Origin of the sequence: Streptomyces sp. LX-29, assembly GCF_029541745.1 — a bacterium.
Lineage (GTDB): Bacteria > Actinomycetota > Actinomycetes > Streptomycetales > Streptomycetaceae > Streptomyces.
This window is the reverse complement of sequence record NZ_CP089746.1, coordinates 1,281,034-1,306,787: the sequence shown is the minus strand read 5'-3', so window position 1 is coordinate 1,306,787 and position 25,754 is coordinate 1,281,034. Positions and strand designations below refer to the sequence as shown.

The following is a 25,754-nucleotide window of genomic DNA, read 5'->3' as shown; positions in this document are numbered from 1 at the left end:
GAGTGGCGGACGTGGAGCTCCGGTCCGCGACGCGAGATCTCAAGCGGCCGTCTGTGAAGGGGGATTGACGCCATGAAGGGTGATCGTGTGGAGATAGTCGTGGATGCCGGAGACACGACGCGGACATATGAGGTGGTCGCGGACCGGGCGGGCCGGCGGGTCGAGACAGCTGTGCGACGGGGCGTGGTGGAAGTGAGCGAAGTCACCCGCAGCGGCGGCGTCGTGCGCACCGCGCGCTTCATGGCCAACCGGGTGCTGGCGCTCGTCGAGCATCCCGTTCCGCGGACCGAGGAGAGTGAGCGGGAGGGCCGTGTGGCCGGCGCCGCCGGGAGGCGGAGTGGAGGCGCGGCGGGCGGCGGCGGGGACATCCCGGGGCGTCCCCTCGGGGAAGACCCGGGGGCCTGACCCGGCATCTCCACCCAGGGGAGTAGGCCAAGCGGGCTCGCCTCATCCTCCCGTAGGCCCGCCAAGCGGTACGAAGGCATGACGCCAGGCCCGCCGCACGCGCCTACTGTTGAGGTCAAGCGGCGGGCGGCAGCACTCGTCCCCCGAGGTCAGACGCTCGCCGCGACAGATGTGACAGAAGGAGGGATGATGGCGGACACCGCGACGCGCACGGTGATCCAGACGCGCAAGCGCCGGATTTTCAGCGCGCTCGACGGCCGGGATTCCGGCACCCGCCATCCCCTGGTCGCGGCCGCCATGGTGCTGCCGCTGGCCACCCTCCTCGCTGTCGTGTTCGGCGGCTGGGAAGCCGTCGTCACACAAGCGTCGTCCGTGGCCGGAATACTGGGGCGCTGATCGCGCCCCGGGCCCGGGAGAGCGGCCCGGGCCGGGGACTTCCGGCCATGACCCCGTGGGGACGGGGGTGCGGCGGACGGCACGCATGGCCGGGCGGCTGGGGAGCCGCCCGGCCATCATGCGTTTCCGGGCCCCGAGTGGTTCGCGCCCGGAACGGCCCCAGCGTTCGTGAGGCCCGTGGCGACGAGAGAACCCGTGGCGACGTGAGGCCCGTGGCGACGTGAGGCGAGTGACCTATGCGGTGCGCCCTGGTGTGGGGACCGCTCTGATTCCGCCGCGTGAGCGGGCTCTGATTCCGCCGCGACGGCGGGAGGCGAGATGGCAAGGTCCGGCGGCGCCGAGCCGACCGTTTCAGGGGTCCGGCGGCGCCGGGCCGACCGCCGGCGCCCGGCCGCCAGGCCCAGCCGTTGACGGCGGGCGGGCCGTCGGGGGCCGGTAGGTAGGATCCGGGCGCGCCGGCGTGACGCGACATGGCGCAGAGGCAGAGGCAGAGGCAGAGGCAGAGGTAGAGGCGGGTGCGCCGCGCTGGGGCGCGTTCGTGGTGTGCGAGAACACGGGAGCCGGGGGACTGGGAAGTGGCGGACAGAGGGTCGGAGCTGGTGGGCTGGCTGGCGGAGGCCGCTCGTCGGATGGGCGCCGTGAGCGGGTACGGCGACGCCGGCGAGGCGACCGTGTTGGCGGACCGGGACGACGCCACCGTCGTACGCCTCGGGGACGTCGTCGCCAAGGCGCACGCTCCTGTCGAGGGCCCGCGAGAGGCGGAGGCGCTCGCCGCGCGGGTGCGGCTCGCCACCGACGCTCACCTCGCGGGCATCCTGCTCCCGCCCCTGACGGCCGAGGTCGGCACGCTGCCCGGTGGTCGACCGGTGTCGCTGTGGCCGTACGGTGCGCCGGTGGCGCCGGAACGCCCCGAGGACGCGCCCTGGGAGGCCGCGGGGACGCTGTTGGCGCGGCTGCACGCGATCCCCGTGACGAGCCTGCACGCGATCCCCGTGACGAGGACGGCCGGGCTCTCGCCCGTGACCGCGGCCGGTCACCGCCCGCCGCTCTCGCCGATTCCGCCGATTTCGCCGATTCCGCCGATGCGTGGCCCCGCCAAGGCCGCCCGTGCCGTGGACCGGCTCCGTGCGGCGCTCCGCGAGCGCGGCGAGGCGGGCGGCGCCCACCCCGCCGAACCGCCCGCCGACGCCGTGGCCGGCCCGGGGACCGGGGACGCGACCCCGAGCCGCCTCGGCCCCGCGGAGGAGCCCGCGGCCTCCCGCACCGTCGACGTGATCTTCGGCATGCGGGAGGTCGCCCACCGCGCGCCCACCCACCATGTGGCCGCGCACCGCGCGGCCGCCGCGTCCGTGCTGCGGGCCTGGGGCACGCTGCCCGCCTGGGCACGCGGGGAGGCGGACTCGCCCCGGGCGGATGCGCTGTGCCATGGGGACCTGCACCTGGGGCAGCTGGTGCGGCATCCCGCCCCGGAGGGGCCGTGGCTGCTGATCGACGTGGACGACATGGGGCTGGGGGAGCCGGCGTGGGACCTGGCCCGGCCGGCGGCCTGGTACGCGACCGGGCTGCTGGACCCGGCGGACTGGGCGCGCTTCCTCGGCGCCTACCGCGCGGCGGGCGGCCGGGCGGTCCCGCCCGAGGGCGACCCGTGGGCGGAACTGGACGCGCCCGCTCGCGCGCTGACCGTGCAGACCGCGGCCACGGCGCTGCTCAAGGCCATGGCGGCGGACCGGCCGTTGGACGGGGTGGAGGAGGCCCTGGTGGAAGCGTGCACCCGTATGAGCGCCCTCGCCGAGGCCGTAGGGTGAACTCAGCGCAGCCGGACAGGAGTTCCGATTGCGTGATTTGTCCGAAGCATGAGGAGTTGAGCGGACATGCAGTGTCCCAAGTGCCATGCGCCGATGCATACGTACAACCGCAGCGGCGTCCAGATCGAGCAGTGCAGTGGCTGCCGGGGGATCTTCCTGGACTACGGCGAGCTGGAGTCGCTGACCCAGCTTGAGGCGCAGTGGACGCAGGCCGCCCCGCCGCCGCCCCCGCCGGCCCCGCAGGCGTACCCGGCCGCTCCCGCGTGGGGTGCGCCGCACCAGGGCCACCACGGGCACCACGGCCACCGGCACCGCACCTTCGGCCGCATGCTCTTCTCGTCCTGAGCGGGGAAACGACCGAGGGCCGGAGCGGAAGCTCCGGCCCTCGGCCTTATCGGTGTGGACGATACTGGGATTGAACCAGTGACCTCTTCCGTGTCAGGGAAGCGCTCTCCCGCTGAGCTAATCGTCCTCGGGAACCGCACGAATCAACCACCTACATGCGGGCACTGCGTGCGCGATACTGGGATTGAACCAGTGACCTCTTCCGTGTCAGGGAAGCGCTCTCCCGCTGAGCTAATCGCGCGGGCGGATCCTCGCGGATCCGAGTGGACGATACTGGGATTGAACCAGTGACCTCTTCCGTGTCAGGGAAGCGCTCTCCCGCTGAGCTAATCGTCCTTGGAGGTGGAGACGGGATTTGAACCCGTGTAGACGGCTTTGCAGGCCGTTGCCTCGCCTCTCGGCCACTCCACCAGTCGCGGGGGACGGGAATCCCCCACTCCGAGCGGACGACGAGATTCGAACTCGCGACCCTCACCTTGGCAAGGTGATGCTCTACCAACTGAGCCACGTCCGCAGGTGTCGTTTCTCCGGGGCGCTTCCGCGTCCCGGCGACGTGTTGAACTCTAGCGGATTCCTGAGCCAGCTCAAATTCCGTTTCCCCAGCGTGCTGAGCCGCTGTCCTCGCGGACACCTTCGATTCACCTGCCCGAGGCACCCTTGGGCCCCCCGCCATAGACTCGCTGACGTGTACGACCTCCCCCCTCTGGCCCGCTTCGGCGGCCTCGTCGCCACCGATCTGCGCGATGTGACCAGCGATCCGGCGGCCCTGGACTCCAGGGGCTTCTGGGCCGTGGTCGCGGACTTCGAGGGCGGGCTCGTGTGTGCCCGGTTCGGCGATGTGCGCAGTGAACCGGTGCCCGAGCCGGTGCCCGGGGCCTGGCGCGGCCCGGCTCCCGCCGACTGGACCTCCTCCCTGGACCGGGTCGCCTACGAGGAGGGCGTGCGTCGCATCCGCGCGTACATCGCGGCCGGCGACGTCTACCAGGCCAATCTGTGCCGGGTGCTGTCCGCCCCGCTGCCCGACCCCGCGCGGGCCGACGTGGACGCGCTCACGGCCGTGCTGGCGCGCGGCAACCCGGCCCCGTACGCGGGGACCGTCCGACTGCCCCGGCACGGCGTGGAGGTCGCCACGGCCTCGCCCGAGCTGTATCTGCGGCGCACCGGCCGGACGGTGGAGTCCGGGCCGATCAAGGGCACCGGGCGCACCGCCGCGGATCTGCTGGAGAAGGACCACGCCGAGAACGTGATGATCGTGGACCTGGTCCGCAACGACCTGGGGCGGGTCTGCGCCACCGGTTCGGTGACCGTGCCGGCGCTGTGCGCCGTGGAACCCCACCCCGGCCTGGTCCACCTGGTCTCCACGGTCCGCGGGCAGCTGGCCGAGGGGGCGGGGTGGGCGGAGCTCTTCGCCGGAACGTTTCCGCCGGGCTCGGTGACCGGCGCGCCCAAGTCGAGCGCCCTGCGGATCATCCGGGAGCTGGAGACCGCGCCCCGCGGCCCGTACTGCGGCGGGATCGGCTGGGTGGACGCCGACAGCGGCGCCGGTGAGCTCGCGGTCGGCATCCGCACCTTCTGGATCGACCGGACGCCCGAGGACCTCCCCGGCGGGCCGGTGTTGCGCTTCGGCACCGGCGCCGGCATCACCTGGGGCTCGGACCCCGAGCGGGAGTGGCGGGAAACCGAGCTGAAGGCGTCCCGGCTGCTCGCGGTAGCGTCGGGGGCACATCAGCCGACGGAAGGGGCCGTACGGTGACGGGAACGATCTGGCTGGACGGCGCGCTGCGCGCGGCGGACACCGCGCGGGTGTCGGTCTTCGACCACGGACTGACGGTCGGTGACGGGGTCTTCGAGACGCTCAAGGCCGAGCGCGGCCGGGCCTTCGCCGTCACCCGCCACCTGGAGCGGCTCGCCCGCTCCGCGCGGGGGCTCGGGCTCCCCGAGCCGGACCTGGACGAGGTGCGGCACGCCTGCGCCCAGGTGCTGGCGGCCAACCCGATGGAACGCGGCCGGCTCCGGATCACCTACACCGGCGGCATCTCCCCCCTCGGCTCCGAGCGCGGCACCACGGGCCCGACCCTGGCGGTCGCCCTCGGCGTCTCCGCGCCCCGCGCGGACACCACCGCCGCGATCACCGTGCCCTGGACGCGGAACGAGCGCTCCGCGCTGGCGGGACTGAAGACGACCTCCTACGCCGAGAACGTGATCGCCCTCGCGCGGGCCCACCAACAGGGCGCCAGCGAGGCGCTGTTCGCCAACACCGTCGGCCGGCTCTGCGAGGGCACCGGCTCCAACGTCTTCGTGGTGCTCGACGGCGAGCTCTACACGCCCCCGGTCGCCGCGGGCTGCCTGGCGGGCATCACCCGGGCCCTGGTGGTCGACTGGGTGGGCGCCCAGGAGGCCGACCTGCCGTTCGACGTGCTGAGCCGGGCGGAGGAGGTCTTTCTGACCTCCAGCCTGCGGGACGTCCAGGCAGTGGCGAGGCTGGACGAGCGGACGCTGCTGTCGGATCCGGGTGTGCCGGGGCCGGTCGCCGCCAAGGCCATGCGGATCTTCGCGGAGCGTTCGGCGGTCGAGCCCGACCCGGCGTAGCCCGGCCCCTACGCCGCACCGCTCCCGGTCGTCCGCCCGCGCGGTCGCGCGCATACGGGCGGTGTCGCGCGGGGTGGTCGCCGCGGCCGGCTTCCCCGAAGCTGGTGACGGCCGGCCGCCCGGCAGGTAGAACACGAGGATGACCACCACTCTGCGGCCCTCCGCGCCCGAGCGGCGTACCGACGACGGCGGGCGTGCCCGCGCGTACGAGGTGTGCGTCAACAGTCGGCCGGTCGGCCGGATCGAGCTGGCCACCTCCGCGCGCTTCGGGCCGACCGTCGGCCGGATCGAACGCCTGGAGATCGACGAGCGCGACCGGCACCGCGGCCGGGGCACGGTCGCCGCGCTGGCCGCCGAGGAGGTGCTGCGCGGCTGGGGGTGCCGGCGCGTCGAGACCACCCTTCCGGCCACCGCCACGACCGCCCTGGGGCTCGCGGGCGCGCTCGGCTACGGCGAGCGCGGCCGTCAGATGGTCAAGGAGCTGCCACAGGTGGCGCCCGCCCTGCCCGCGGGCGGCGAGCCGCGCGCCATGACGGCGGACGACTACGCGGAGTGGCTCCCGCGCGAGCGTGCGCACCGCGTCCGCTGCCTGGTGGAGCGCGGCGTGCCGGAGGAGCGGGCCCGCGCCGCGACGGACGCCGACCACGCGGCCAAGCTCCCCGAGGGGCCCGCCGGGGAGAACGTCGCGCTGCGGGTCCTCGCCCACCACGGCATCGACGTCGGCACGCTCTGGGTGGCCTTCGGCGGCGGGTTGGAGGACGGCGTGGACGCGTATGTCCTCACGGTCGAGGTGGACGCGCGGCACCGCCGCCACGGCCACGGCCGCGCCCTGATGCTCCTGGCGGAGCGGGAGAGCCTGGCGGTCGGGGCGCGCACCCTGGGGCTGCACGTCTTCGCGGGCAACGCGCCCGCGCTGCGGCTCTACGAGTCCCTCGACTACCGCCCCACCCGCTACCACCTCGCCAAGGAGCTGCTCTAGCGACGCCGGGTAGGCCCGATGCCGGCGCCGCTCCGGCGGAGCGGCCCTGGGCGCCGGCACGCCATGCGCGCGAGACACCGGACCCCACCTTGCCCCGCCCTGTTCCCGCCCTGTTCCCGCCCTGTCCCGCCCGAGGACGCTCGGGGGCGTGACCGTGGGCTGTGGGTCCATGAACCGGCCCTGAGACCGGGCCCGTGAGGCCGACCCTGAGACCGCCGTGAGACCGACCGGGCCGCGAGATGCGGCCGGTGAGACCGGGCCCGTGAGACCGGGGCCCTGAGCCGGGCCCCTGAGGTCGGCCTGTGAGGCCGGGCCGTGAGACCGACCGGGCCGTGAAATGGGCCAGTGAGATCGGGCGCCTGAGACCGGGCCCTGATGCCGGCCCCCCCCGAGGCCGGCCCGTGAGACCGGGCCCCTGAGACCGCGCCCCGTGAACCTGCCACGGTTCCGGTGCCGAGCCGGGGGCCCGGTGCCGCGTGGCGGCCGAGCCGGGGCCCGGTGCCGCGTGGCGGTCGGGCCCCCGGCTCGGCGGTCAGCCCTGGTCGGCCAGCAGCCGGTCCGCGATCTCCTCGATGCGCTCGCGCAGGCCCTCCTGGCTCTTGCCGCCGTCCAGCCGCTCCCCGCCGATCACGTACGTCGGAGTGCCGGTGACGCCGATCGCCTTGCCCTCGGCGTGGTCCGCGTCGACGATCAGGATGTGCCGGCCGTCGATCAGCGCGGTGTCCATCTCCTCGGCGTCCAGGCCCAGTTCCCGTGCCACCTCGACCAGCAGCGACTCGCCGCGCTCGCCGAGCTGCTCCGCGCGGGCCAGCACCGCCTCCACGTACGGCCAGCCCTGGCCCTGCTCCGCCGCCTCCTCCGCGGCCTGCGCGGCCGCGTGGGCGTGCTTGTGCCGCTCCAGCGGGAAGTGACGCAGCCGGATCTCCAGGCGGTCCGCGTAGCGCTCGCGCAGGGCGTGCAGGTCACTCAGCGCGCCGCGGCAGTCGGGGCACTGGAGCTCGCACCACACGTCGAGGACGACGGGGCCGGCGGGGCGGGACGGTTCGGTGTCGCTCATGGGGCCAGTCTTCCAGCCCGCGGCGTACTCCTCGCACTCGGACCTGGGGACGAGCGCGCCCCGGAGATCTCCCTGAGCCGGCGCCCAGACGATGGTCCGTACGACGCCGTGAGGTGCACGATGGAAGGACAGCACCCACCGGCGGGAGGAACCGATGCTGACCGAGACCGTCTGCTCCGCCCTGTCCGCGGCCGGGCTGGGCATCGCCGGGCTGACCGCGTACCGCAGACGCTTCCGGGCCGCGGCCCGGATCGCCGCGTACGCGCTGATCCCCCTGGGCCTGGTCATGACCGGGATCATCGACTGGGTCGCCGATCTGGTCTTCGAGCCCAGCGTCTGGTTGGGCTTCGGGGTGCTGGGGCTCTCCTGGCTGCTGTTCGCGCTGACCCGGGCCGCCGACCGCCGCGCCGTGGGCGCCGCCGAGGAGCACGGGGCGGTGTCCGGTGCGGGAGCCGGCGAGCTGTCCGCCGGGGCCGGGCGACCGGCCGCGCGGGGGAGGCCGGGCAGGACCGCCGGGCAGGGCAGGTCCAAGAAGGCGGCGGCCTCCGACGACGACTTCTCGGACATCGAAGCGATCCTCAAGAAACACGGGATCTGACGATCTTCGTGAACTAGCTGTCAAAAAGCGTGAGTTGGTCGCGTGCCTCGGCACGGTGCGTCATCATCTCCGCGAGATGCAGCAATCACCCGGGGAGCGACCTCCCCTCGTCGAACGACCGCGGGTCCCCTGCCGGTCCGCCCAGTGCCCCTCGGCCCACCGTCGACAGCTCCCGTGCCCGACGGCCCCACGGCGGCAGGCCCCCTGTCCGCCCGTGCCGCACTCGCCTGTGCCGCACCAGGCCGAGCCGCCCGCGTGGCCGTCTCCGTCCTCCGTAGCGGCCGCGCGGCTGCCCGGGGCGTCCGAGCCGTCGGCACCGACGCCGCCGGCCGCACTGGCTAAGCCCGCTCCGCCTGTCGCGGCCGAGGATTCGCGCGGCTGTCTGTTCGCGCTCTCGCAGCCCCCGCTGATGCTCTTCCTGGGAGTCATCGGCATGCTGCTGCTGCTCACCGCCGTCCACGACCTCTACCGCTGGTGACCGTCCACGCCGCCTCCGCCGGTGACGACGATCACGCCGAGGCCCGAGGCCCGAGGCCCGAGAGCCCGAGGGGCAGGCCCCAGGGGGCAGGGGGCTCGCCCCTGGCCGATCAGTCCGCGGCCTCGCGGCGGCGCGCCCGGTAGGCCGCGACATGGAGCCGGTTCCCGCAGGTGCGACTGTCGCAGTAGCGGCGGGAGCGGTTGCGGGACAGGTCGACGAAGGCCCGTCCGCAGTCCGGTGCCTCGCAGCGCCGCAGCCGCTCGCGCTCGCCGGCCACCACCAGGAAGGCCAGGGCCATGCCGCCGTCCGCGGCGAGGTGGTCGGCGACCGACGCGCCGGGCGCGAAGTAGTGGACGTGCCAGTCGTAGCCGTCGTGGTCGGTGAGCTGGGGGGTGGTGCCGGCGCCGGCCACCATGGTGTTGAGCAGCGCGGCGGTGGCCTTGGTGTCCTCGGCGGCGAAGACCTCGGTGAAGCGGGCGCGGACCTCGCGGACCGCCGCCAGGTCACGCTCCGTGAGGCTTCGCACGTCGCTGATCGACTGCTCCTCGACGAAGCGGCGCAGGGCGGCTACGTCGGTGAGCTCGTCCTGGTCCGTGCCTTCCGGCGTGGTGTTCACCAGGGCGACGACCGCGTCGAGCGCGCACCGGGTGTCGTGATTGATCAGCACGGTTGGCTCCCTGGGACATCCCTTCGATCCTGCCGACTCTAGCGGCTCGGTACGCCGAGGTGCCGCCGCCGCGGGTCTCCGCGTCGGCGGCACCCTCGCCACCTGTGCTGATGTTCGGTTGTGGACCGCCACCGCGGTGCTCGCGCCGTCTCCCCGAGTCGGACGGCTGCGCTCGGCTCTCCTCGCTCCTCGGCCTCAGCTCTCGGCCAGGATGTGGGAGAGCTCGGTATCGAGGTCGAAGTGTCGGTGCTCGGTGCCGGGTGGCACGGCGGCGTCGGTTCGCTTGAGGAACGATTCCAGGGCCCGCGCCGGGGCTTCGAGCAGGGCCTCGCCTTCCGGGGAGCTCAGGGCGATGCAGACGACGCCCTGGCCGTGGCTGCGGGACGGCCACACGCGGACGTCGCCGGTTCCGGTGGGCCGGTGCAGGCCCTCCGCGAGCAGGTCGCGGGCGAACACCCATTCGACCGTCTCTTCGGCTCCGGTATGGAAGGTGGCGTGCACGGCGTAGGGGTCGGCCGTGTCATACCGCAGGCCCGCGGGTACAGGCAGTGAGGACTCGCTCGACACAACGAGGCGCAGGTGCAGCTCGCAGCTGACCGTGGTGTTCATAAGCGCCAGGGCCTTTCGCTCAGTGTGCGCTCGGGGATTCGCACGTCGGCGAAATCGACATGCCACCTACGGTGCCGTTGTAAACCCCTCTGACCGTTTTGTGGGTGTTCTGATAGCTCGGGCGGCGGAGTTTTCGGCTCAGCGGTACCGCCATCCCGGCGACATCGTTCGATCCGGTAAATTGGCCCTATGAATGCGGAGAGTGACGAGCGGCAGGAGGTCGCCGCCGCGGCGGCCGGGGCCGCTACGGGGGACGGCGCGACGGGAGAGCCCGCCCTGGGCTCCAAGGCGCCGCAGTTCATCAAGCGGCACCGGACCCTGCACGTGAGCTGGCAGGTCGGCGTCTTCATCGTGGGTCTCGCGGTCGTGATCGTGGGCATCATCATGCTGCCGCTGCCCGGCCCCGGCTGGGTGGTGATCTTCGGTGGCATGGCGATCTGGGCGACCGAGTTCGTCTGGGCGCAGCTCGTGCTGCGCTGGACGAAGCGCAAGGTCACCGAGGCGGCGCAGCGCGCGCTGGACCCCAGGGTGCGCAAGCGGAACATCATCCTGACCACCATCGCGCTGGTGATCTGCGCGGCGGCGATGGCGGTCTACGTGGTGAAGTTCGGCCTCGTGATGCCGTGGAAGATCGAGGAGTGACGGCCATCGCCTGACGGCCGTCGCTCGACGGTGGTCAAAAGCGGGGTCTGACATGCGCTAATGTTGGGCCTGCGCCCGGGCGATTAGCTCAGTGGGAGAGCGCTTCGTTCACACCGAAGAGGTCACTGGTTCGAACCCAGTATCGCCCACCCGGACCGAGGGCCCGGAGGTATCCACCTCCGGGCCCTCGGCGTTTTCCGTCCTGTGCCACCCCTGGCCGGCGGCCCTGCCCGCGCAGTCCTCGGGGGTGGCCGTGATGGCCGTCACAATGGCGTCATGGACTGGAGTCGCTACCGCTTTCACAGCCGCTGGGACCTCGACGCGCCGCCGGGCGAGGTCTACGCGGCGCTCGCGGCCCCCGAGGGGTACCCGCTGTGGTGGCCGCAGGTGCGCGAGGCGAACCGCACCGGCGCGGACCGCGGCACCCTCCGTTTCCGCTCCCTGATCCCGTACGACCTGACGGTGACCCTCGACGGCGCGCATGAGGACTCCGAGGCGCGGGTGCTGTGGATCGCCCTCCACGGCGACCTGGAGGGCTGGGCGCGCTGGACGGTACGGGACCGGGGCGCCGGCAGCCTGGCCGTCTTCGATCAGGACGTGGTGGTGCGCAAGGCGCTGCTGCGGTGGCTGTCGGTCCCCGGCCGGCCCGTCTTCCGGGCCAACCACGCCCTGATGATGCGGGCCGGGCGGCGTGGACTGCGGGCCCGTCTGGCGGCCGCCGGGGCGGATCGGGGCCCCGCGCGGGGGCGCGGTCCGTACGCGGTTTGAACGAAACGCCCCGCGACCTGTATTGTTCAGGGCGTTCCGCCGGGGGAAACCCCAACGGACATCGGGGCGATTAGCTCAGTGGGAGAGCGCTTCGTTCACACCGAAGAGGTCACTGGTTCGAACCCAGTATCGCCCACCCCGATCAGACCGGGCCGCCAACAGGCGGCCCGGTCTTCGTCGTTGAGACGCCCTGGCGATCGACATCGGGCCGTCTCGCCGACGACCACACCCCGGCTGCTCGCCCACGCCCCCATCGCCTGCCCTAGGCCACGGCGGGCAGGTCCGGACGCAGCGGCCAGGCCGGATCGCAGGTCGCCTCGGAGCCGTTGCGCGCGAACCACGCCTGGAGCCCACGCGCCTGCGCCGCGTACCAGACCGCCTGGCGGGTGTGCAGCTCGGCGACGCTGAGCGGCTCCAGCTGCTCGGCGAAGCGGCGGCCTATGGCCCGTACCACGTCCAGGGCGGCGGTGGCGTCGGCGGCGGCCTCGTGAGCCCCCGTCAGCTCCACCCCGTAGTGCGCGCACAGATCGGTCAGCGTGCGGCGACCCTTGCGGTACCGGTCCAGATGTTTGTCCAGCACGTACGGGTCCAGCACGCACAGCGGATGTATCGACAGATAGCCGGCCAACGAGGCGTTGCGGTGCCGCTTCAGCTCGCGGTCCAACAACGTCAGGTCGAACGGCGCGTTCATCACCACCAGCGGTGTGGCGCGCGCGGACTGCTGCGCCAGCGCCCGCGCCACCTCCTCCATCACCGGCGCCGGCCACCGGCCGTGGCGCTGGAGGTGCTCTTCGGTCAGTCCGTGTATCGCGGTCGCCTCCGGCGGCACCGGTACGCCCGGACTCACCAGCCAGCGCCGAACCTCCGGAACGCCACCGGCCGTGCGCTGCACGACCAGCGCCGCCGACACGATCCGATCCCGCTCGACATCCACACCCGTGGTCTCCGTGTCGAAGGCGGCCAGCGGCCCCTCGAACCAGCGCGGCATGGCCCCAACTCCTCTTGCTTGCTTGCCAGATGGCACCTGTGACCCCGCCCGACCTGGTGATACCCGAGGACTTTGGTCACCGAACGCCGTCGTTTGCCGACCCTGGGGCGCGGAGACAACACAGGTGTACGCGCCGGCGTTCGCCGGTGATCGAACGGCAAAGCCCGGAAGGCGTGGGGGACATGGCGCTCGCGCATCCCGACCCGGCCACGCCGACGCACCGCCGGTCGCCCGAGCGGAGGATCCCGGTGCGCGGCTCACTCGCCACCACCGCCTGCATGGAGACCCTGCAGGTGGGCTATCTGCACGCGGTAGCGGCGGCCGCCGGCTGCTCGCTGGCACAGCCCTTCCCCGACAACGGCATCGACTGGCACCTCAGCCACAGCGCCCCCGGTCACGCCGTGGACGACGAGGTGACCATCAAGGTGCAGCTGAAGGCCACCTACCAACTCGCCCCGCACCCGACGGGGCCCACCTTCGGCTTCACCCTCGACAACGACCACCTGATCAAGCTGGCCCGCAGCCCGGTCTCGGTGCACAAGATCCTCGTGGTGATGATCGTGCCCCGCGCCCGGGAGGACTGGCTCCGGGCCGAGCACGACCGGCTCGCGCTGCGGCACTGCTGCTACTGGACCAATCTGGCCGGCCACCCGGTGCGGGGCGCCCGCCGGACCACCGTGCGGATCCCGACCTCGCGGATCTTCGACGACCGCGCGCTCTGCGAGATCATGACCCGGGTCGGGGCGGGAGGGAGACCCTGATGCACCGAACGCACCGGCCGACCGACGAACCCGTGCCCACCCCGCACCCCGACCACATCGATCCGGCCGTCCTCGGCGCCCTGCTCGCCCGGCACGGCTGGCGCCGCCGCGGTGGCGCGCCGGGGCGCTACGCCCGCTGGACGCCGCCCGGCCCACTCGGCGCCGGCACCAGTCTGCTGGTGCCCGAGAGCCGGGAGTTCCCCGACAGCGGCGACCTGCTCGCCGAGGCGCTCACCGCGCTCAGCCGCAGCGCCGCCCCCTCCGCCCGCGAGGTGCTCACCGGCCTCGCCGTGCCCAGCGACGAGATCCGCTGGTGGCGCGAGGCCCCCGAGTCCGGCCGGTCCCCGGGCTCCGTCGGCGCCTGGGCCGTGCAGGAGCAACTGCGCGCCGGCGCCCGGGCGACGCTGCTCGCCGGGGCCCTGGCCACGCACGACCGGGTGGGCTACCACGGCGCCCGACACCGCCGCGAGGCCGCGGACTGGCTGGCGCGCGTCCTGGTCGGCCCGGCCGGCTCCGGCGGCCGCGAGCTCACCGCCTTCGTCCCCGTCGCCGACGGCCGCACCACCACCGCCGCTCTGCTGCGCGCCCTGTACGCCGCCCGCGACGCCGCCGACTACCAGCGCGCCACCGGTGGGACGGAGTCCTTCGAAGCGGCCGTCGCGGCCGGGGTGAGTCGCGAGCTCACCGAGGCCCTCGTCACGCTCGTCCGGGGCGCGCAAGGCGCTCGCATCGCCATCGAGTGGTCGCCGGCGGCCGGCCCGCCCGAGGGCTTCGCGGCCCGACCGGAGCCGGTGGAGTTCTCACCCGGCGACCTGCCGGGGCTGCGCGAGGCCGGCGCCCGCTACCTCAGGGGAGAGTCCTCCGTGCCCGTGCGCGTCACCGGCGTGGTGCTCCGGCTGCGCCGCGACGCCCCCGACGGGCCCGGCACCGTGCGGCTGGGGGTGCTCGCCGGCGCCGACGTGGCGCGGCTGCGCGTCGCCCTGGGAGCGGACGACTACCGCATCGCCGGCCACGCTCATTTGGTCGGGCTGCCCATCCGGGTCAGCGGGCGGCTGGAGAGCCGGGGCGGATTCCGGCGGCTGACGGGTGCGAGCGGGGTGACCCCGGTCCAGGTCGACGAGGCGGAGCGGGACCGCCTGCTGAAGTCGCTCCAGGAGAACCTGGAGTTCTTCGAGGAGGCGTGCGGGGACGCCGAGGGCTTCGGTTCGTGAGGCCGCGCGGCCGGGGGACTCGCCCCACTGGAACCGCCGCCCCGCGCGAGGAGCGCGAACCGTTTAGCGGTCATGGCCCCTGGCTCGGTACGATTCACGCTGCGCAGCGTTTGCTGCGACACGCAGCCACAAGTCAGGAGAGACCGGTGTCGGACGTCCGTGTGATCATCCAACGCGATTCCGAGCGGGAAGAGCGCGTGGTGACCACGGGCACCACGGCGGCGGACCTCTTCGCCGCCGACCGCGCCATCGTCGCGGCCCGCGTGGGCGGCGAGCTCAAGGACCTGGCGTACGAGCTGGCCGACGGCGACGAGGTGGAGCCGGTCGAGATCGGCAGCAAGGACGGCCTGGACATCCTGCGCCACTCGGCCGCGCACGTGATGGCGCAGGCTGTGCAGGAGCTGTTCCCGGAGGCCAAGCTCGGCATCGGCCCGCCGATCAAGGACGGCTTCTACTACGACTTCGACGTCAAGGACCCGTTCCAGCCGGACGATCTCAAGCGCATCGAGAAGAAGATGCAGGAGATCCAGAAGCGCGGCCAGCGGTTCTCGCGCCGCGCGGTGACCGACGAGGCCGCCCGCGAGGAGCTGGCCGGCGAGCCGTACAAGCTGGAGCTGATCGGGCTCAAGGGCTCGGCCGCCGAGGCCGCCGAGGGCGCCTCCGCCGAGGTGGGCGCCGGCGAGCTGACCATCTACGACAACCTGGACGCCAAGACGGGCGAGCTGTGCTGGAAGGACCTGTGCCGCGGTCCGCACCTGCCGTCCACCCGGATGATCCCGGCCTTCAAGCTGATGCGCAGCGCCGCGGCGTACTGGCGCGGCAGCGAGAAGAACCCGATGCTGCAGCGCATCTACGGCACCGCCTGGCCGTCCAAGGACGAGCTGAAGGCGCACCTGGACTTCCTCGCCGAGGCCGAGAAGCGCGACCACCGGCGGCTCGGCAGCGAGCTCGACCTGTTCTCCATCCCGGAGGAGATCGGCTCCGGCCTCGCCGTCTTCCACCCCAAGGGCGGCATCATCCGCCGGGCCATGGAGGACTACTCGCGCAGGCGGCACGAGGAGTCGGGCTACGAGTTCGTCTACACCCCGCACGCGACCAAGGGCGCGCTGTTCGAGAAGTCCGGCCACCTGGACTGGTACGCCGACGGCATGTACCCGCCCATGCAGCTGGACGAGGGCACGGACTACTACCTCAAGCCCATGAACTGCCCGATGCACAACCTGATCTTCGACGCGCGCGGGCGCTCCTACCGTGAGCTGCCGCTGCGCCTGTTCGAGTTCGGGACCGTGTACCGGTACGAGAAGTCCGGCGTGGTGCACGGCCTCACCCGCGCCCGGGGCTTCACCCAGGACGACGCGCACATCTACTGCACCCGCGAGCAGATGGCGGACGAGCTCGACTCGCTGCTGACCTTCGTGCTGAACCTGTTGCGCGACTACGGTCTGACCGACTTCTACCTGGAGCTGTCGACCAAGGACCCGAACAAGTTCATCGGGTCGGACGAGGCGTGGGAGGAGGCCACCGACGTCCTGCGGACGGCGGCCGAGGAGCAGGGCCTGAAGCTGATCATGGACCCGGCGGGCGCGGCCTTCTACGGGCCGAAGATCTCCGTCCAGGCGCGCGACGCCATCGGCCGGACCTGGCAGATGTCCACCATCCAGGTCGACTTCAACCTTCCGGAGCGCTTCGACCTCGAGTACACCGCGGCCGACGGCTCCCGGCAGCGCCCGGTCATGATCCACCGCGCGCTGTTCGGCTCCATCGAGCGGTTCTTCGCGGTGCTGCTGGAGCACTACGCGGGCGCCTTCCCGGCCTGGCTGGCCCCGGTGCAGGCGGTCTGCATCCCGATCGGCGACGCCCACGTCCCCTACCTCCAGGAGTTCGCCGCGAAGGCGAAGGCCAAGGGGCTGCGGGTGGACGTCGACGCCTCCTCGGACCGGATGCAGAAGAAGATCCGGAACGCGCAGAAGGCCAAGGTGCCGTTCATGATCATCGCCGGTGACGAGGACGTGTCGAACAACGCCGTGTCCTTCCGCTACCGCGACGGCTCGCAGAAGAACGGCGTGCCGATCGACGAGGCTATCGCCGAGATCGTCAAGGCCGTCGAGGACCGCGTCCAGGTCTGACGCCGACGTCGGGAGGCCCCCGGAGCGCTCGCTAGCGCCCCGGGGGCCTCTTCTCGTCCTCCCGCGTGAAGGTCTGGATCAGCCAGGACGAGAACGAGCCGGTCACGGCCCCCAGCAGCGCCAGCCCGCACATCATCAGCCCCGCCGCGACCACCCGTCCGCGCGGGGTCACCGGGACCGCGTCCCCGTAACCCGTCGTGGTCAGCGTCGCGCAGGCCCACCACACCGCGTCGCCGAAGGTGCGGATCGTGGTGCCCGGCGCCCCGCGCTCCGCCTCGTAGACGGCGAGCGAGGCGGAGAAGCCGAGCAGCAGCGCGGAGAGGCCGGCGTAGGTCATCACCCGCGCGTACAGGCTCAGCCGCGGCTCGGCCCGGCGCTCCTTCATGACCGAGTAGGTGTGCACCAGACGCAACGGCCGCAGCAGCGGCATCACCAGCACCACGGTGTCCAGCGGATGGGTGGGCACGAACCGCGGCCCCATACCGCTGAGCCGCCATCGGACCACGTAATCCACGATGAACACCGCCCAGCAGGTGTCGGTCACCACCACGCACACCGTGTGCCAGAACGGGGGCAGCCCGGGGGCCAGCACCCGCATCGCGTAGGAGGCGAGGAAGAGCTGCGACGCGACATAGAGCGCAAGCGCGGTGCGCTGTTCCCAGCCGCGGGTCCGCTCCGCGCTCAGGGCCCGGGCGTCGCTCCGGGCCCGCCGCTCGTCCCGGGGCCGGCGAGGGTGGTCGTCCATCGGCTCAGCATCGCCGGCCGGTGATCGACGCCCCACCCGGCGACACGCTCCGAACGGGCGAAGCCATATGCTGCTCATCATGACGCGTGAGCCGGAACAGCAGATCGGAGTCGGCACCCAGGACGCCTTCCAGCGCCTGTGGACGCCCCATCGGATGGCGTACATCCAGGGCGAGAACAAGCCCACCGGCCCGGGGGCGGGGGACGGCTGCCCGTTCTGCACCATCCCGGAGAAGTCCGACGAGGACGGCCTGGTCATCGCCCGCGGCTCGCACGTCTACGCCGTGCTCAACCTCTACCCGTACAACGGCGGCCACCTCATGGTGGTCCCGTTCCGGCACGTCGCCGACTACACCGAGCTGGACGGTCGGGAGACGATGGAGCTGGCCGAGTTCACCAAGGCGGCCATGGTCGCGCTGCGCACCGCCTCCGGCGCCCACGGCTTCAACATCGGCATGAACCAGGGAACGGTGGCCGGCGCCGGCATCGCCGCCCACCTGCACCAGCACGTGGTGCCGCGCTGGGGCGGGGACACCAACTTCATGCCGGTGGTCGGGCACACCAAGGTGCTGCCGCAGCTGCTGGCGGACACCCGCCGGATGCTCGCCGAGGCCTGGCCCGGCGTCTGAGCCCCCGCCCGCCCGGCCGGTCCCGGGCCCCCGACCCGCCACCCGGCGGGCCCGGCCGTGGGGTGGTGAGCCGGGCGGTCGCCGGGGTGGGCCGGACCGCTAGGCGTTGTACTCGTCCGCCTTGCGCGGGGCCGGGTCCTGGACCTGGCCGCTGAGCACCAGCGCGCGGTTGCCGAAGCGCTCGGTGTTGACGCCGTTGTCCTGCAGCACGCGTATCGCCGCCTCGTGGACGACGCGCAGCACGGGTGTGGCGGCGCGCAGCGCGTCATCGGCCATGAACCGGTGCCGCCAGGGCTTGTCCGCCCAGGCGTGGCGCAGGCCGAACGGCTCGGGCAGGGTGAGCTTGCCGCCCAGGTAGTCCAGCAGCGGCGGGTACCAGGTGAAGGGGGCGCGGGCCGCGAGCCGCACCACCTCCTTCGCGTCCACCAGCGGCAGCGGGATGGACTTGGTCTCCCAGAACTTGACGGTCTTGTTGACCGTCTTGGACGGGGCGGTGGGCTTGGTGGTGAAGAGCGGGTGCACCGGGCCGAGCGCGTGGCCGGTGACCTCGATCCGCAGGGTGTTGTGCAGATAGGTCACCGTGGTGAGCATGGTGATCACCAGCTGGCCGTCCCACAGCACGAACTGCACGCCCAGGTAGTGCCGGTCACCGGCGCCGAACTGCTGCTGGTCGCAGATCCGCTGGAGCTCGACCCCCTTTATCTGGAAGCCCTCCTCCGCGGTGGTGCCGCCGCGCGAGACCGAGCCGGCGTTCTCACCGATGGGGGAGACGACCCAGTGGCGCACCGAGGGGGTGGGGAAGCCGCCGGTGTGCAGCGCCCCGCGCTCCAGCAGCCGCAGCTGGTCGTGGATGGCCTTGATGACGTCCCAGCTGCGGAAGGGGTTGATCTCCGTGCCGGGCTCGGCGGGCACCAGGTCCTCGGCCAGCTGCCAGCTGCCCCAGCGGGTGCCCATGCCGAGTATGCCCTTGCCGCCGGCGTAGAAGACCACGTTGCTGTACTGCTCCGCGGTGAGCTCCTCCAGCCCCTTGCGCAGCTGCTCGGCGGCGGTTTCGCCGGGGGCGCTGGGCACGGCCTCAGGGATCTTCGCCCCGACTCCGCCGCCCGAGAGCAGCCCCTCCCAGCGCTCCCGCAGGTCCTTGGCGGTGCGCTCGCTGATGCGCTTGGCCCACCACCAGCCGATCACCGGCGCCAGGATCACGCCCCGCAGGTAGTACCCCAGGAAGCCGGTCAAGGGCAGCTTGATCAGGAAGATCAGGGCCAGCAGGCCCAGCACCGCCAGCACCACGAAACCGCCCGCGCCGACCCGCTTGTCCTGGGCCCCCGCCGCCCACCGGCGGATCTGGAACGCGCCGAGCCACAGCAGCACACCGGGCAGGAACAGCAGCCCGAAGATGACCATCACCACGGTGAGGCGGGCGTCGCGCTGCTTGCGGATGCGGTTGGCCGCGAGGCAGTGCTCGACGACCGTCTGCGGTTCTATGCCGAAGGACTGGATCAGCTGGCCGCGGGCGCCGCCGAGCATCCGCACCTGCACGGCGCGCGCGAACGCCTCTCCCAGGTTCGGCTCGAAGAGCGAGAACCGCGGCGCCTTGACCTCCGACTTGGTCCAATCGGAGTTCGCGTCGAGGAGCTTGGCCACCGGGCTGTCGCGGTAGGCGGCCGAGGCCAGCGCCTGCGTCGCCGCCGTCTGCCCCGCCGCGCCCGAGAGCGGTACCTGCGCCCCCGGACTGAAGTCGAATACGTCCGCCGTCACTCAACGCCCCCTATGCCGCATGCTGCTTGAGCTGCGATCACAGCGTATCGGGGGTGCCCGCCGCCTGTCGCCAGCGCCTCGGAGCCTGTGGATAACCGCCCGCGTGCGGGCGGCCGTCCTCGGTCCGCCTCCGTCGCGGGGCGACCCCGGATCACGTCCGTCGCGGGGCGACCCCGGATCACGTCCGTCGCGGGGCGGGACCCCGGGTCACCTCCGTCGCGGCGAGCTCAGCCGCCGTTCTGCGCGGCCTGCTCGCGCAGCCGGTCGGCCAGTTGCCGCGGCATCGGCTCGTGCCGGGCGTAGGACCGGGAGAACCGGCCGGTGCCGTGTGACAGGGAGCGCAGGTCGATGGCGTACCGCCCGATCTCGATCTCCGGGATCTCGGCCTTGATCAGCGTGAGTCCGCCGGGGGACTGCTCGGTGCCCATCACCCGGCCACGCCGCCCCGACAGATCGCTCATCACCGCGCCCACGTGCTCGTCGGCGACGAGCACCCGCACTTCGACCACGGGCTCCAGCAGGTCGATCCGGCTCTCGGCGGCCGCCTCGCGCAGCGCCAGGGCTCCCGCGGTCTGGAAGGCGGCGTCGGAGGAGTCCACCGAGTGCGCCTTGCCGTCGAGCAGCGTGACCCGCACGTCCACCAGCGGATATCCGGCCGCCACGCCGCGCGCGGCCTGGGCGCGCACGCCCTTCTCCACGGACGGGATGAACTGGCGCGGCACCGCCCCGCCGACGACCTTGTCCACGAACTCGATCCCGGAACCGCCCGGCAGCGGTTCCACCTCGATCTCGCAGATGGCGTACTGGCCGTGCCCGCCGGACTGCTTGACGTGCCGGCCGCGCCCGCCGGCCTTCTCGGCGAAGGTCTCGCGCAGCGACACCTTGTGCGGCACGGTGTCGACCTGCACGCCGTACCGCGAGCGCAGCCGTTCCAGGGCCACGTCCTTGTGGGCCTCGCCCAGGCACCACAGGACCACCTGGTGGGTGTCCTGGTTCTGCTCCAGGCGCATGGTCGGGTCCTCGGCCACCAACCGGGCCAGCCCCTGGGACAGCTTGTCCTCGTCCGGCTTGCTGTGCGCCTGGATGGCGACGGGCAGCAGCGGGTCGGGCATCAGCCAGGGCTCCATGAGCAGCGGGTCGTCCTTGGAGGACAGGGTGTCACCGGTCTCGGCGCGGCTGAGCTTGGCCACGCAGGCCAGGTCGCCGGCGATCGCCTGGGGCAGGGTGCGCTGCTGTTTGCCGAAGGGGGCGGACAGGGCGCCGACCCGCTCGTCGACGTCGTGGTCCTCGTGGCCGCGGTCCTCCAGACCGTGCCCGGAGACATGCACGGTCTCGTCGGGGCGCAGCGTCCCCGAGAAGACCCGGACCAGCGAGAGCCGGCCCACGTACGGATCGGAGGAGGTCTTGACCACCTCGGCGGCCAGCGGGCCCTCCGGGTCGCAGGCCAGCGGGGGGCGTGGGGCGCCCTGCGGGGTGGTGACGGCGGGGTTCTCGCGCTCCAGCGGCGTGGGGAAGCCGCCGGTGATCAGCTCCAGGAGCTCGACGGTGCCCAGGCCGTGCCGGGCGCCGTCGGTGGCGGGGGCCGCGGCCAGCACGGGGTGGAAGGTGCCGCGGGCGACGGCCTTCTCCAGGTCCTCGATCAGCGTCTTCACATCGATCTCGGCGCCGCCCAGATAGCGGTCCATCAGGGTCTCGTCCTCGCTCTCGGCGATGATCCCCTCGATGAGCCGGTTACGGGCCTCCTCGATCAGCGGCAGCTGGTCGGCGGTGGGCTCGGAGTCCGTGCGCTCGCCGCCGGCGTAGTCGAAGACGCGCTGGGAAAGCAGCCCGATCAGGCCGGTCACCGGCGCGTGGCCGTCCGGACCCGGCGCGCCGCGCAGCGGCAGGTAGAGCGGCAGGACGGCGTCCGGATCGTCCCCGCCGAACGCCGCGCGGCAGGTCTCGGTCATCTCCTCGAAGTCCGCGCGGGCCGCTTCCAGGTGCGTGATCACCAGGGCGCGCGGCATGCCCACCGCCGCGCACTCGTCCCACACCAGGCGGGTGGCACCGTCCACCCCGTCCGCCGCCGAAACGACGAAGAGGGCCGCGTCCGCTGCCCGCAGACCGGCCCTCAGCTCCCCGACGAAGTCGGCGTACCCGGGGGTGTCCAATAGATTGATCTTGATTCCGCCCCATTCCACGGGGACCAGGGACAGCTGTACCGACCGTTGCTGTCGGTGTTCGATCTCGTCGTAGTCGGACAGACAACCGCCGTCCTCCACCCGACCCGCCCGGTTCACCGCGCCCGTGGCCAGCGCCAGGGCCTCCACGAGCGTGGTCTTTCCCGAGCCACTGTGGCCGACCAGCACCACGTTCCGTACAGAGCTGGGCCGGTCGGCCGTCACTGCCCTGCCGGCGGCCCCTGGGTGCGTTCCTGTCTTCTCGCCCATGTGTCTCGCCTCCCGGTCGACACCTGCGGTACTTCGAGCTTTCCACCCTGGTAACGGACCGTCCATACGTCGCACATCCAGCCGTTGCGTGATGCGTTCGTGTCGCCCCCCTGCGGCGTGGCTACGATGGGCCAGCCGGTGGCCTCTTGACCACACGGCCCGTATCGACCCTCTTGGGAAGGCCATGCTGAACAAGTACGCGCGTGCATTCTTCACGCGTGTTCTCACACCGTTCGCCGCGCTGCTCATCCGCCTCGGGGTGAGCCCCGACGCGGTGACCCTCGTCGGGACCGGCGGTGTGATCACTGGAGCGCTGGTCTTCTACCCCCAGGGAGAGTTCTTCTGGGGCACGGTCACCATCACCCTCTTCGTCTTCTCCGACCTGGTCGACGGCAACATGGCCCGCCAGCTGGGCCGATCCAGCCGCTGGGGCGCCTTCCTGGACTCCACGCTCGACCGGGTCGCCGACGGCGCGATCTTCGGCGGACTCGCGCTCTGGTACGCCGGCAACGGCGACGACAACGCGCTGTGTGCGGTGGCGATCTTCTGCCTGGCCAGCGGACAGGTCGTGTCCTACACCAAGGCGCGGGGCGAGAGCATCGGGCTGCCGGTGAACGTGAACGGGCTCGTGGAGCGCGCCGAGCGACTGGTGATCTCGCTGGTGGCCTGCGGCTTCTCCGGGCTGCACAAGTTCGGCGTGCCGCACGTCGACATCCTGCTGCCGATCGCGCTGTGGATCGTGGCCGTGGGCAGCTTCGTCACCCTCGTGCAGCGGGTCGTCACCGTTCGGAGGGAGGCGGCCGAGGCGGACGCCGAGGTTGAGCCGGTGGCCCACGGAGGCGACGCACGGTGAAGGACCGGCTGACCGACGCGCTGTACGGCCTGGGCTGGAGCACGGTCAAGAAGCTCCCGGAGCCGGTGGCCGTGCGCCTCGGGCAGCGCATCGCCGATGTGGCGTGGAAGCGGCGGGGCGCGGGTGTGCTCCGCCTCGAAGCGAACCTCGCGCGGGTCGTCCCCGAGGCTTCCGCCGGCCGGCTCGCACAGCTGTCCCGCGCGGGCATGCGGTCCTACATGCGCTACTGGATGGAGTCCTTCCGGCTCCCGGCATGGAGCGCGGAGCGCATCGAGGCCGGCTTCACCTGCCACGACGCGCACCATCTGAAGGACGGTCTGGCCAGCGGTCGGGGCGTGGTGCTCGCCCTGCCGCACCTGGCCAACTGGGACCTGGCCGGCGCCTGGGTCACCACCACGCTCGGCGTGCCCTTCACCACCGTCGCCGAGCGGCTCAAGCCGGAGAGCCTCTACGACCGGTTCGTCGCCTACCGCGAGAGCCTGGGCATGGAGGTGCTGCCACACGAGGGCGCCGCCGCCTTCGGGACTCTGGCGCGGCGGCTGCGCGCCGGCGGCCTGGTGTGCCTGGTCGCCGACCGGGACCTGTCGGCCTCCGGTGTCGAGGTGCAGTTCTTCGGCGAGGCGGCGAAGATGCCCGCCGGCCCCGCCATGCTGGCCGCCCAGACCGGGGCGCTGCTGCTCCCGGTCACCCTCTGGTACGACGACTCGCCGGCCATGCAGGGGCGGGTGCACCCGCCGATCGAGGTGCCCGAGACCGGCAGCCGGGCCGAGCGCGTGGCCCGGATGACCCAGGAGCTCGCCGATGCCTTCGCCTCGGGCATCGCCGACCACCCGCAGGACTGGCACATGCTCCAGCGGCTGTGGCTCGCGGATCTGGAGCCCGGCCGCGCGACGCGCGCCCAGGGCCGTGGCGGACCGGAGACGCTGTGAGGACGGAGACACTGTGAGGATCGGGATCGTCTGCCCGTACTCCTGGGACGTGCCCGGGGGCGTGCAGTTCCACATCCGAGACCTGGCCGATCACCTGATCCGGCTCGGGCACGAGGTGTCCGTACTCGCGCCGGCGGACGACGACACCCCGCTGCCGCCGTACGTGGTCTCCGCCGGACGCGCCGTACCCGTGCCCTACAACGGTTCGGTCGCCCGGCTGAACTTCGGGTTCCTGTCGGCCGCGCGGGTACGCCGCTGGCTGCACGAGGGCGACTTCGACGTCATCCACATCCACGAGCCCACCTCGCCCTCGCTCGGCCTGCTCACCTGCTGGGCCGCCCAGGGGCCGATCGTGGCGACCTTCCACACCTCCAACCCGCGCTCCCGCGCGATGATCGCCGCCTACCCGATCCTCCAGCCGGCCCTGGAGAAGATCAGCGCGCGGATCGCGGTGAGCGAGTACGCGCGGCGCACCCTGGTGGAGCACCTGGGCGGCGACGCGGTGGTGATCCCCAACGGCGTCGACGTCGACTTCTTCGCCCGCGCGGAGCCCCAGCCGGAGTGGCAGGGGGACACCCTCGGCTTCATCGGCCGCATCGACGAGCCGCGCAAGGGCCTGCCGGTCCTGATGCGCGCGCTGCCGAAGATCTTGGCCGAGCGGCCACGGACCCGGCTGCTCGTGGCCGGGCGCGGCGACGAGGTGGAGGCCGTCGCGGGCCTGCCCGCGGAGATGCGGGAGCGCGTCGAGTTCCTGGGCATGGTCAGCGACGAGGACAAGGCACGGCTGCTGCGCAGCGTGGACGTCTATGTGGCGCCGAACACCGGGGGAGAGTCGTTCGGCATCATCCTGGTCGAGGCGCTGTCCGCCGGCGCCACCGTCCTCGCCAGCGACCTGGACGCCTTCGCCCAGGTGTTGGACGGCGGAGCCGCCGGCGAGCTCTTCGCCAACGAGGACGCCGAGGCGCTGGCCGACGCCGTCCTCAAGCTGCTCGCCGACCCGGCGCGCCGCGCGGAGCTCAGCGACCGCGGCAGCCGCCATGTGCGGCGCTTCGACTGGTCCACGGTGGGCGCCGACATCCTGGCCGTCTACGAGACCGTCACCGACGGCATGGCGTCCGTCGCCGCCGACGACCGCACCGGCACCCCCGCGCGGGTGGCCGTTCGCGAACGCCTGCGCCGCCGCTCCTGAGAACGCCCGAGACGGCGACCCGCGTCCGCCGTGACCGCGTGACCGCGTGACCGCGTGACCGCGTGACCGCGTGACCGGGGCGGGGAGCGGGGCCGCGGTCGCACCGGAGGCGCATGTCGCAGGCGGTAGCGTGGCTGCGCGTGAGCACTCTCATCTGGATCGCGGCCGTCCTGATCGTCATCGCCGTCTATCTGAGCTGGACCGCGGGACGCCTGGACCGTCTGCACAGCCGCCTCGACGCCGCGCGGGCGGCGCTGGACGCGCAGCTGCTGCGGCGTGCCTCGGTGGCGCAGGAGCTGGCGACCGCGGGGGTGCTCGATCCCGCGGCCTCGATCGTGCTCTACGAGGCGGCGCACGGCGCGCGGCAGGCGGAGGAGGAGCACCGCGAGGTGGCCGAGAGCGAGCTGAGCCAGGCGCTACGGGCCGTCCTGGGCGAGCCGGGGCAGATGGAGGCGGTCCACGAGGTGCCCGGCGGTGACCGGGCGCTGGGGGAGTTGACGGAGGCCGTCCGGCGGGTCCCGATGGCCCGGCGGTTCCACAACGACGCGGTGCGGGCCGCACGGGCGCTGCGCCGCCACCGTACGGTGCGCTGGTTCCGGCTGGCGGGGCACGCGCCGTTCCCGATGGCCTTCGAGATGGACGACGAGCCGCCGACGGCCCTGGTCGTACGGGCCGCCTGACGGGTTACCCGCCGCCACGCGGCACGGCGGCCGGTCCCCGCGCGGCGCCCGACCGGTCCCGCCTACCCCACCCCTGGGGGCGTCCGCAGGCTCGGCGCCCGCGAGGCCCGAGCCGTGTTCCC

The 25,754-nt window shown here is 72.8% G+C and carries 26 protein-coding genes and 7 tRNA genes; 21 read left to right on the top strand and 12 right to left on the bottom strand.

What is annotated here, in order from left to right; genetic code table 11:
- The first annotated feature begins 72 nt into the window (after positions 1 to 72).
- The 4 genes from LRS74_RS05765 (at position 73) to LRS74_RS05750 (ending at position 2,951) form a co-directional block, all read left to right on the top strand.
- Positions 73 to 405: a hypothetical protein gene (locus tag LRS74_RS05765; RefSeq protein ID WP_277739960.1), complete on the top strand. Its 333-nt coding sequence runs from the start codon at positions 73 to 75 to the stop codon at positions 403 to 405.
- 189 nt (positions 406 to 594) lie between these two features.
- The gene (locus LRS74_RS05760; protein WP_277739959.1) at positions 595 to 801 is read left to right on the top strand and encodes a hypothetical protein; all 207 of its coding nucleotides are present in this window, start codon (positions 595 to 597) and stop codon (positions 799 to 801) included.
- A gap of 575 nt (positions 802 to 1,376) precedes the next feature.
- Positions 1,377 to 2,606, top strand: coding sequence for an aminoglycoside phosphotransferase family protein (locus tag LRS74_RS05755; RefSeq protein WP_347178100.1), 1,230 nt, complete (start codon positions 1,377 to 1,379; stop codon positions 2,604 to 2,606).
- Between the two features lie 66 nt (positions 2,607 to 2,672).
- Positions 2,673 to 2,951 carry a zf-TFIIB domain-containing protein gene (locus tag LRS74_RS05750; protein WP_277739958.1) on the top strand — a complete coding sequence of 93 codons (279 nt, stop codon included), beginning with the start codon at positions 2,673 to 2,675 and terminating at the stop codon, positions 2,949 to 2,951.
- Positions 2,952 to 3,006: 55 nt separating this feature from the next.
- Here the strand turns inward: LRS74_RS05750 and LRS74_RS05745 are convergent.
- From LRS74_RS05745 to LRS74_RS05725, 5 genes are all read right to left on the bottom strand, one after another.
- Positions 3,007 to 3,078, bottom strand: a tRNA-Val gene (locus tag LRS74_RS05745).
- A 42-nt stretch (positions 3,079 to 3,120) separates the two neighbouring features.
- Positions 3,121 to 3,192: transfer RNA gene (locus LRS74_RS05740), tRNA-Val, on the bottom strand.
- A gap of 23 nt (positions 3,193 to 3,215) precedes the next feature.
- A tRNA-Val gene (locus tag LRS74_RS05735) sits at positions 3,216 to 3,287 on the bottom strand.
- A 1-nt stretch (position 3,288) separates the two neighbouring features.
- Positions 3,289 to 3,362: transfer RNA gene (locus LRS74_RS05730), tRNA-Cys, on the bottom strand.
- 30 nt (positions 3,363 to 3,392) lie between these two features.
- Positions 3,393 to 3,465, bottom strand: a tRNA-Gly gene (locus LRS74_RS05725).
- 171 nt (positions 3,466 to 3,636) lie between these two features.
- On the opposite strand from LRS74_RS05725, the gene LRS74_RS05720 reads away from it, so the two are divergent.
- The 3 genes from LRS74_RS05720 to LRS74_RS05710 all read left to right on the top strand — a co-directional run bounded on the left by LRS74_RS05720 (position 3,637) and on the right by LRS74_RS05710 (position 6,519).
- The gene (locus tag LRS74_RS05720; RefSeq protein ID WP_277739957.1) at positions 3,637 to 4,704 is read left to right on the top strand and encodes a chorismate-binding protein; all 1,068 of its coding nucleotides are present in this window, start codon (positions 3,637 to 3,639) and stop codon (positions 4,702 to 4,704) included.
- Complete coding sequence (locus LRS74_RS05715; RefSeq protein WP_277739956.1) at positions 4,701 to 5,540, top strand: aminodeoxychorismate lyase; 840 nt, start codon at positions 4,701 to 4,703, stop codon at positions 5,538 to 5,540. The genes LRS74_RS05720 and LRS74_RS05715 overlap by 4 nt, the downstream gene beginning before the upstream one ends.
- 139 nt (positions 5,541 to 5,679) lie before the next feature.
- On the top strand, positions 5,680 to 6,519 hold the full coding sequence (locus LRS74_RS05710; RefSeq protein WP_277739955.1) for a GNAT family N-acetyltransferase: 840 nt from the start codon (positions 5,680 to 5,682) through the stop codon (positions 6,517 to 6,519).
- 532 nt (positions 6,520 to 7,051) lie between these two features.
- Here the strand turns inward: LRS74_RS05710 and LRS74_RS05705 are convergent.
- On the bottom strand, positions 7,052 to 7,576 hold the full coding sequence (locus tag LRS74_RS05705) for a DsbA family protein (RefSeq protein WP_144382415.1): 525 nt from the start codon (positions 7,574 to 7,576) through the stop codon (positions 7,052 to 7,054).
- A 154-nt stretch (positions 7,577 to 7,730) separates the two neighbouring features.
- On the opposite strand from LRS74_RS05705, the gene LRS74_RS05700 reads away from it, so the two are divergent.
- Together LRS74_RS05700 and LRS74_RS05695 are read left to right on the top strand one after the other, a co-directional pair.
- Positions 7,731 to 8,174, top strand: coding sequence for a hypothetical protein (locus LRS74_RS05700; RefSeq protein WP_277739954.1), 444 nt, complete (start codon positions 7,731 to 7,733; stop codon positions 8,172 to 8,174).
- A gap of 214 nt (positions 8,175 to 8,388) precedes the next feature.
- Positions 8,389 to 8,652 (top strand): hypothetical protein, encoded by a 264-nt coding sequence (locus tag LRS74_RS05695; RefSeq protein WP_277739953.1) that lies wholly within the window; start codon positions 8,389 to 8,391, stop codon positions 8,650 to 8,652.
- 109 nt (positions 8,653 to 8,761) lie between these two features.
- On the opposite strand, the gene LRS74_RS05690 is transcribed toward LRS74_RS05695, so the two are convergent.
- The gene (locus LRS74_RS05690; protein ID WP_277739952.1) at positions 8,762 to 9,319 is read right to left on the bottom strand and encodes a CGNR zinc finger domain-containing protein; all 558 of its coding nucleotides are present in this window, start codon (positions 9,317 to 9,319) and stop codon (positions 8,762 to 8,764) included.
- Between the two features lie 195 nt (positions 9,320 to 9,514).
- Positions 9,515 to 9,928, bottom strand: a complete 414-nt coding sequence (locus tag LRS74_RS05685) for an SsgA family sporulation/cell division regulator (RefSeq protein ID WP_003959770.1) — start codon at positions 9,926 to 9,928, stop codon at positions 9,515 to 9,517.
- A 189-nt stretch (positions 9,929 to 10,117) separates the two neighbouring features.
- On the opposite strand from LRS74_RS05685, the gene LRS74_RS05680 reads away from it, so the two are divergent.
- From LRS74_RS05680 to LRS74_RS05665, 4 genes are all read left to right on the top strand, one after another.
- Positions 10,118 to 10,570: a TIGR02611 family protein gene (locus LRS74_RS05680; RefSeq protein ID WP_277739951.1), complete on the top strand. Its 453-nt coding sequence runs from the start codon at positions 10,118 to 10,120 to the stop codon at positions 10,568 to 10,570.
- Positions 10,571 to 10,647: 77 nt separating this feature from the next.
- Positions 10,648 to 10,719, top strand: a tRNA-Val gene (locus LRS74_RS05675).
- Between the two features lie 127 nt (positions 10,720 to 10,846).
- On the top strand, positions 10,847 to 11,338 hold the full coding sequence (locus LRS74_RS05670) for an SRPBCC family protein (protein WP_277739950.1): 492 nt from the start codon (positions 10,847 to 10,849) through the stop codon (positions 11,336 to 11,338).
- 64 nt (positions 11,339 to 11,402) lie between these two features.
- A tRNA-Val gene (locus LRS74_RS05665) sits at positions 11,403 to 11,474 on the top strand.
- A 126-nt stretch (positions 11,475 to 11,600) separates the two neighbouring features.
- Here the strand turns inward: LRS74_RS05665 and LRS74_RS05660 are convergent.
- Positions 11,601 to 12,326 carry a 3'-5' exonuclease gene (locus tag LRS74_RS05660; RefSeq protein WP_277739949.1) on the bottom strand — a complete coding sequence of 242 codons (726 nt, stop codon included), beginning with the start codon at positions 12,324 to 12,326 and terminating at the stop codon, positions 11,601 to 11,603.
- A gap of 278 nt (positions 12,327 to 12,604) precedes the next feature.
- On the opposite strand from LRS74_RS05660, the gene LRS74_RS05655 reads away from it, so the two are divergent.
- The 3 genes from LRS74_RS05655 to thrS all read left to right on the top strand — a co-directional run bounded on the left by LRS74_RS05655 (position 12,605) and on the right by thrS (position 16,424).
- Positions 12,605 to 13,087: a DUF4365 domain-containing protein gene (locus LRS74_RS05655; protein WP_277744613.1), complete on the top strand. Its 483-nt coding sequence runs from the start codon at positions 12,605 to 12,607 to the stop codon at positions 13,085 to 13,087.
- Positions 13,087 to 14,298, top strand: coding sequence for a hypothetical protein (locus LRS74_RS05650; protein WP_277739948.1), 1,212 nt, complete (start codon positions 13,087 to 13,089; stop codon positions 14,296 to 14,298). Before LRS74_RS05655 ends, LRS74_RS05650 begins: the two co-directional genes overlap by 1 nt.
- A 146-nt stretch (positions 14,299 to 14,444) precedes the next feature.
- The gene (gene thrS, locus LRS74_RS05645; protein ID WP_277739947.1) at positions 14,445 to 16,424 is read left to right on the top strand and encodes a threonine--tRNA ligase; all 1,980 of its coding nucleotides are present in this window, start codon (positions 14,445 to 14,447) and stop codon (positions 16,422 to 16,424) included.
- A gap of 31 nt (positions 16,425 to 16,455) precedes the next feature.
- Here thrS and LRS74_RS05640 read toward each other — a convergent pair whose 3' ends face one another.
- Positions 16,456 to 17,169, bottom strand: a complete 714-nt coding sequence (locus LRS74_RS05640; RefSeq protein ID WP_277739946.1) for a potassium channel family protein — start codon at positions 17,167 to 17,169, stop codon at positions 16,456 to 16,458.
- A gap of 67 nt (positions 17,170 to 17,236) precedes the next feature.
- On the opposite strand from LRS74_RS05640, the gene LRS74_RS05635 reads away from it, so the two are divergent.
- Entirely contained in the window at positions 17,237 to 17,797 is a 561-nt protein-coding gene (locus LRS74_RS05635) for an HIT domain-containing protein (protein WP_277739945.1), read from the top strand.
- A 99-nt stretch (positions 17,798 to 17,896) separates the two neighbouring features.
- Here the strand turns inward: LRS74_RS05635 and LRS74_RS05630 are convergent, their stop codons facing one another.
- Together LRS74_RS05630 and LRS74_RS05625 are read right to left on the bottom strand one after the other, a co-directional pair.
- Positions 17,897 to 19,552 (bottom strand): hypothetical protein, encoded by a 1,656-nt coding sequence (locus LRS74_RS05630; protein ID WP_277739944.1) that lies wholly within the window; start codon positions 19,550 to 19,552, stop codon positions 17,897 to 17,899.
- Between the two features lie 227 nt (positions 19,553 to 19,779).
- Complete coding sequence (locus LRS74_RS05625; RefSeq protein WP_277739943.1) at positions 19,780 to 21,981, bottom strand: elongation factor G-like protein EF-G2; 2,202 nt, start codon at positions 21,979 to 21,981, stop codon at positions 19,780 to 19,782.
- A 184-nt stretch (positions 21,982 to 22,165) separates the two neighbouring features.
- Between LRS74_RS05625 and pgsA the strand changes: the two genes are divergently transcribed.
- The 4 genes from pgsA (at position 22,166) to LRS74_RS05605 (ending at position 25,632) form a co-directional block, all read left to right on the top strand.
- A complete protein-coding gene (gene pgsA / locus LRS74_RS05620) occupies positions 22,166 to 22,834 on the top strand; it encodes a phosphatidylinositol phosphate synthase (protein WP_277739942.1) in 669 nt (222 codons plus the stop codon).
- Positions 22,831 to 23,763: a phosphatidylinositol mannoside acyltransferase gene (locus LRS74_RS05615; RefSeq protein ID WP_277739941.1), complete on the top strand. Its 933-nt coding sequence runs from the start codon at positions 22,831 to 22,833 to the stop codon at positions 23,761 to 23,763. Before pgsA ends, LRS74_RS05615 begins: the two co-directional genes overlap by 4 nt.
- 13 nt (positions 23,764 to 23,776) lie before the next feature.
- Positions 23,777 to 24,952: a glycosyltransferase family 4 protein gene (locus LRS74_RS05610; protein ID WP_277739940.1), complete on the top strand. Its 1,176-nt coding sequence runs from the start codon at positions 23,777 to 23,779 to the stop codon at positions 24,950 to 24,952.
- 113 nt (positions 24,953 to 25,065) lie between these two features.
- Positions 25,066 to 25,632 (top strand): hypothetical protein, encoded by a 567-nt coding sequence (locus LRS74_RS05605; RefSeq protein WP_277739939.1) that lies wholly within the window; start codon positions 25,066 to 25,068, stop codon positions 25,630 to 25,632.
- Positions 25,633 to 25,754 lie beyond the last annotated feature (122 nt).

Coding starts and splice junctions, on each gene's coding strand:
- LRS74_RS05765 (WP_277739960.1), top strand. CDS start 73: ATGAAGGGTGATCGTGTGGAGATAGTCGTGGATGCCGGAGACACGACG.
- LRS74_RS05760 (WP_277739959.1), top strand. CDS start 595: ATGGCGGACACCGCGACGCGCACGGTGATCCAGACGCGCAAGCGCCGG.
- LRS74_RS05750 (WP_277739958.1), top strand. CDS start 2,673: ATGCAGTGTCCCAAGTGCCATGCGCCGATGCATACGTACAACCGCAGC.
- LRS74_RS05710 (WP_277739955.1), top strand. CDS start 5,680: ATGACCACCACTCTGCGGCCCTCCGCGCCCGAGCGGCGTACCGACGAC.
- LRS74_RS05705 (WP_144382415.1), bottom strand. CDS start 7,576: ATGAGCGACACCGAACCGTCCCGCCCCGCCGGCCCCGTCGTCCTCGAC.
- LRS74_RS05700 (WP_277739954.1), top strand. CDS start 7,731: ATGCTGACCGAGACCGTCTGCTCCGCCCTGTCCGCGGCCGGGCTGGGC.
- LRS74_RS05685 (WP_003959770.1), bottom strand. CDS start 9,928: ATGAACACCACGGTCAGCTGCGAGCTGCACCTGCGCCTCGTTGTGTCG.
- LRS74_RS05680 (WP_277739951.1), top strand. CDS start 10,118: ATGAATGCGGAGAGTGACGAGCGGCAGGAGGTCGCCGCCGCGGCGGCC.
- LRS74_RS05670 (WP_277739950.1), top strand. CDS start 10,847: ATGGACTGGAGTCGCTACCGCTTTCACAGCCGCTGGGACCTCGACGCG.
- LRS74_RS05660 (WP_277739949.1), bottom strand. CDS start 12,326: ATGCCGCGCTGGTTCGAGGGGCCGCTGGCCGCCTTCGACACGGAGACC.
- LRS74_RS05655 (WP_277744613.1), top strand. CDS start 12,605: ATGGAGACCCTGCAGGTGGGCTATCTGCACGCGGTAGCGGCGGCCGCC.
- LRS74_RS05650 (WP_277739948.1), top strand. CDS start 13,087: ATGCACCGAACGCACCGGCCGACCGACGAACCCGTGCCCACCCCGCAC.
- LRS74_RS05640 (WP_277739946.1), bottom strand. CDS start 17,169: ATGGACGACCACCCTCGCCGGCCCCGGGACGAGCGGCGGGCCCGGAGC.
- LRS74_RS05635 (WP_277739945.1), top strand. CDS start 17,237: ATGCTGCTCATCATGACGCGTGAGCCGGAACAGCAGATCGGAGTCGGC.
- LRS74_RS05625 (WP_277739943.1), bottom strand. CDS start 21,981: ATGGGCGAGAAGACAGGAACGCACCCAGGGGCCGCCGGCAGGGCAGTG.
- pgsA (WP_277739942.1), top strand. CDS start 22,166: ATGCTGAACAAGTACGCGCGTGCATTCTTCACGCGTGTTCTCACACCG.
- LRS74_RS05605 (WP_277739939.1), top strand. CDS start 25,066: ATGTCGCAGGCGGTAGCGTGGCTGCGCGTGAGCACTCTCATCTGGATC.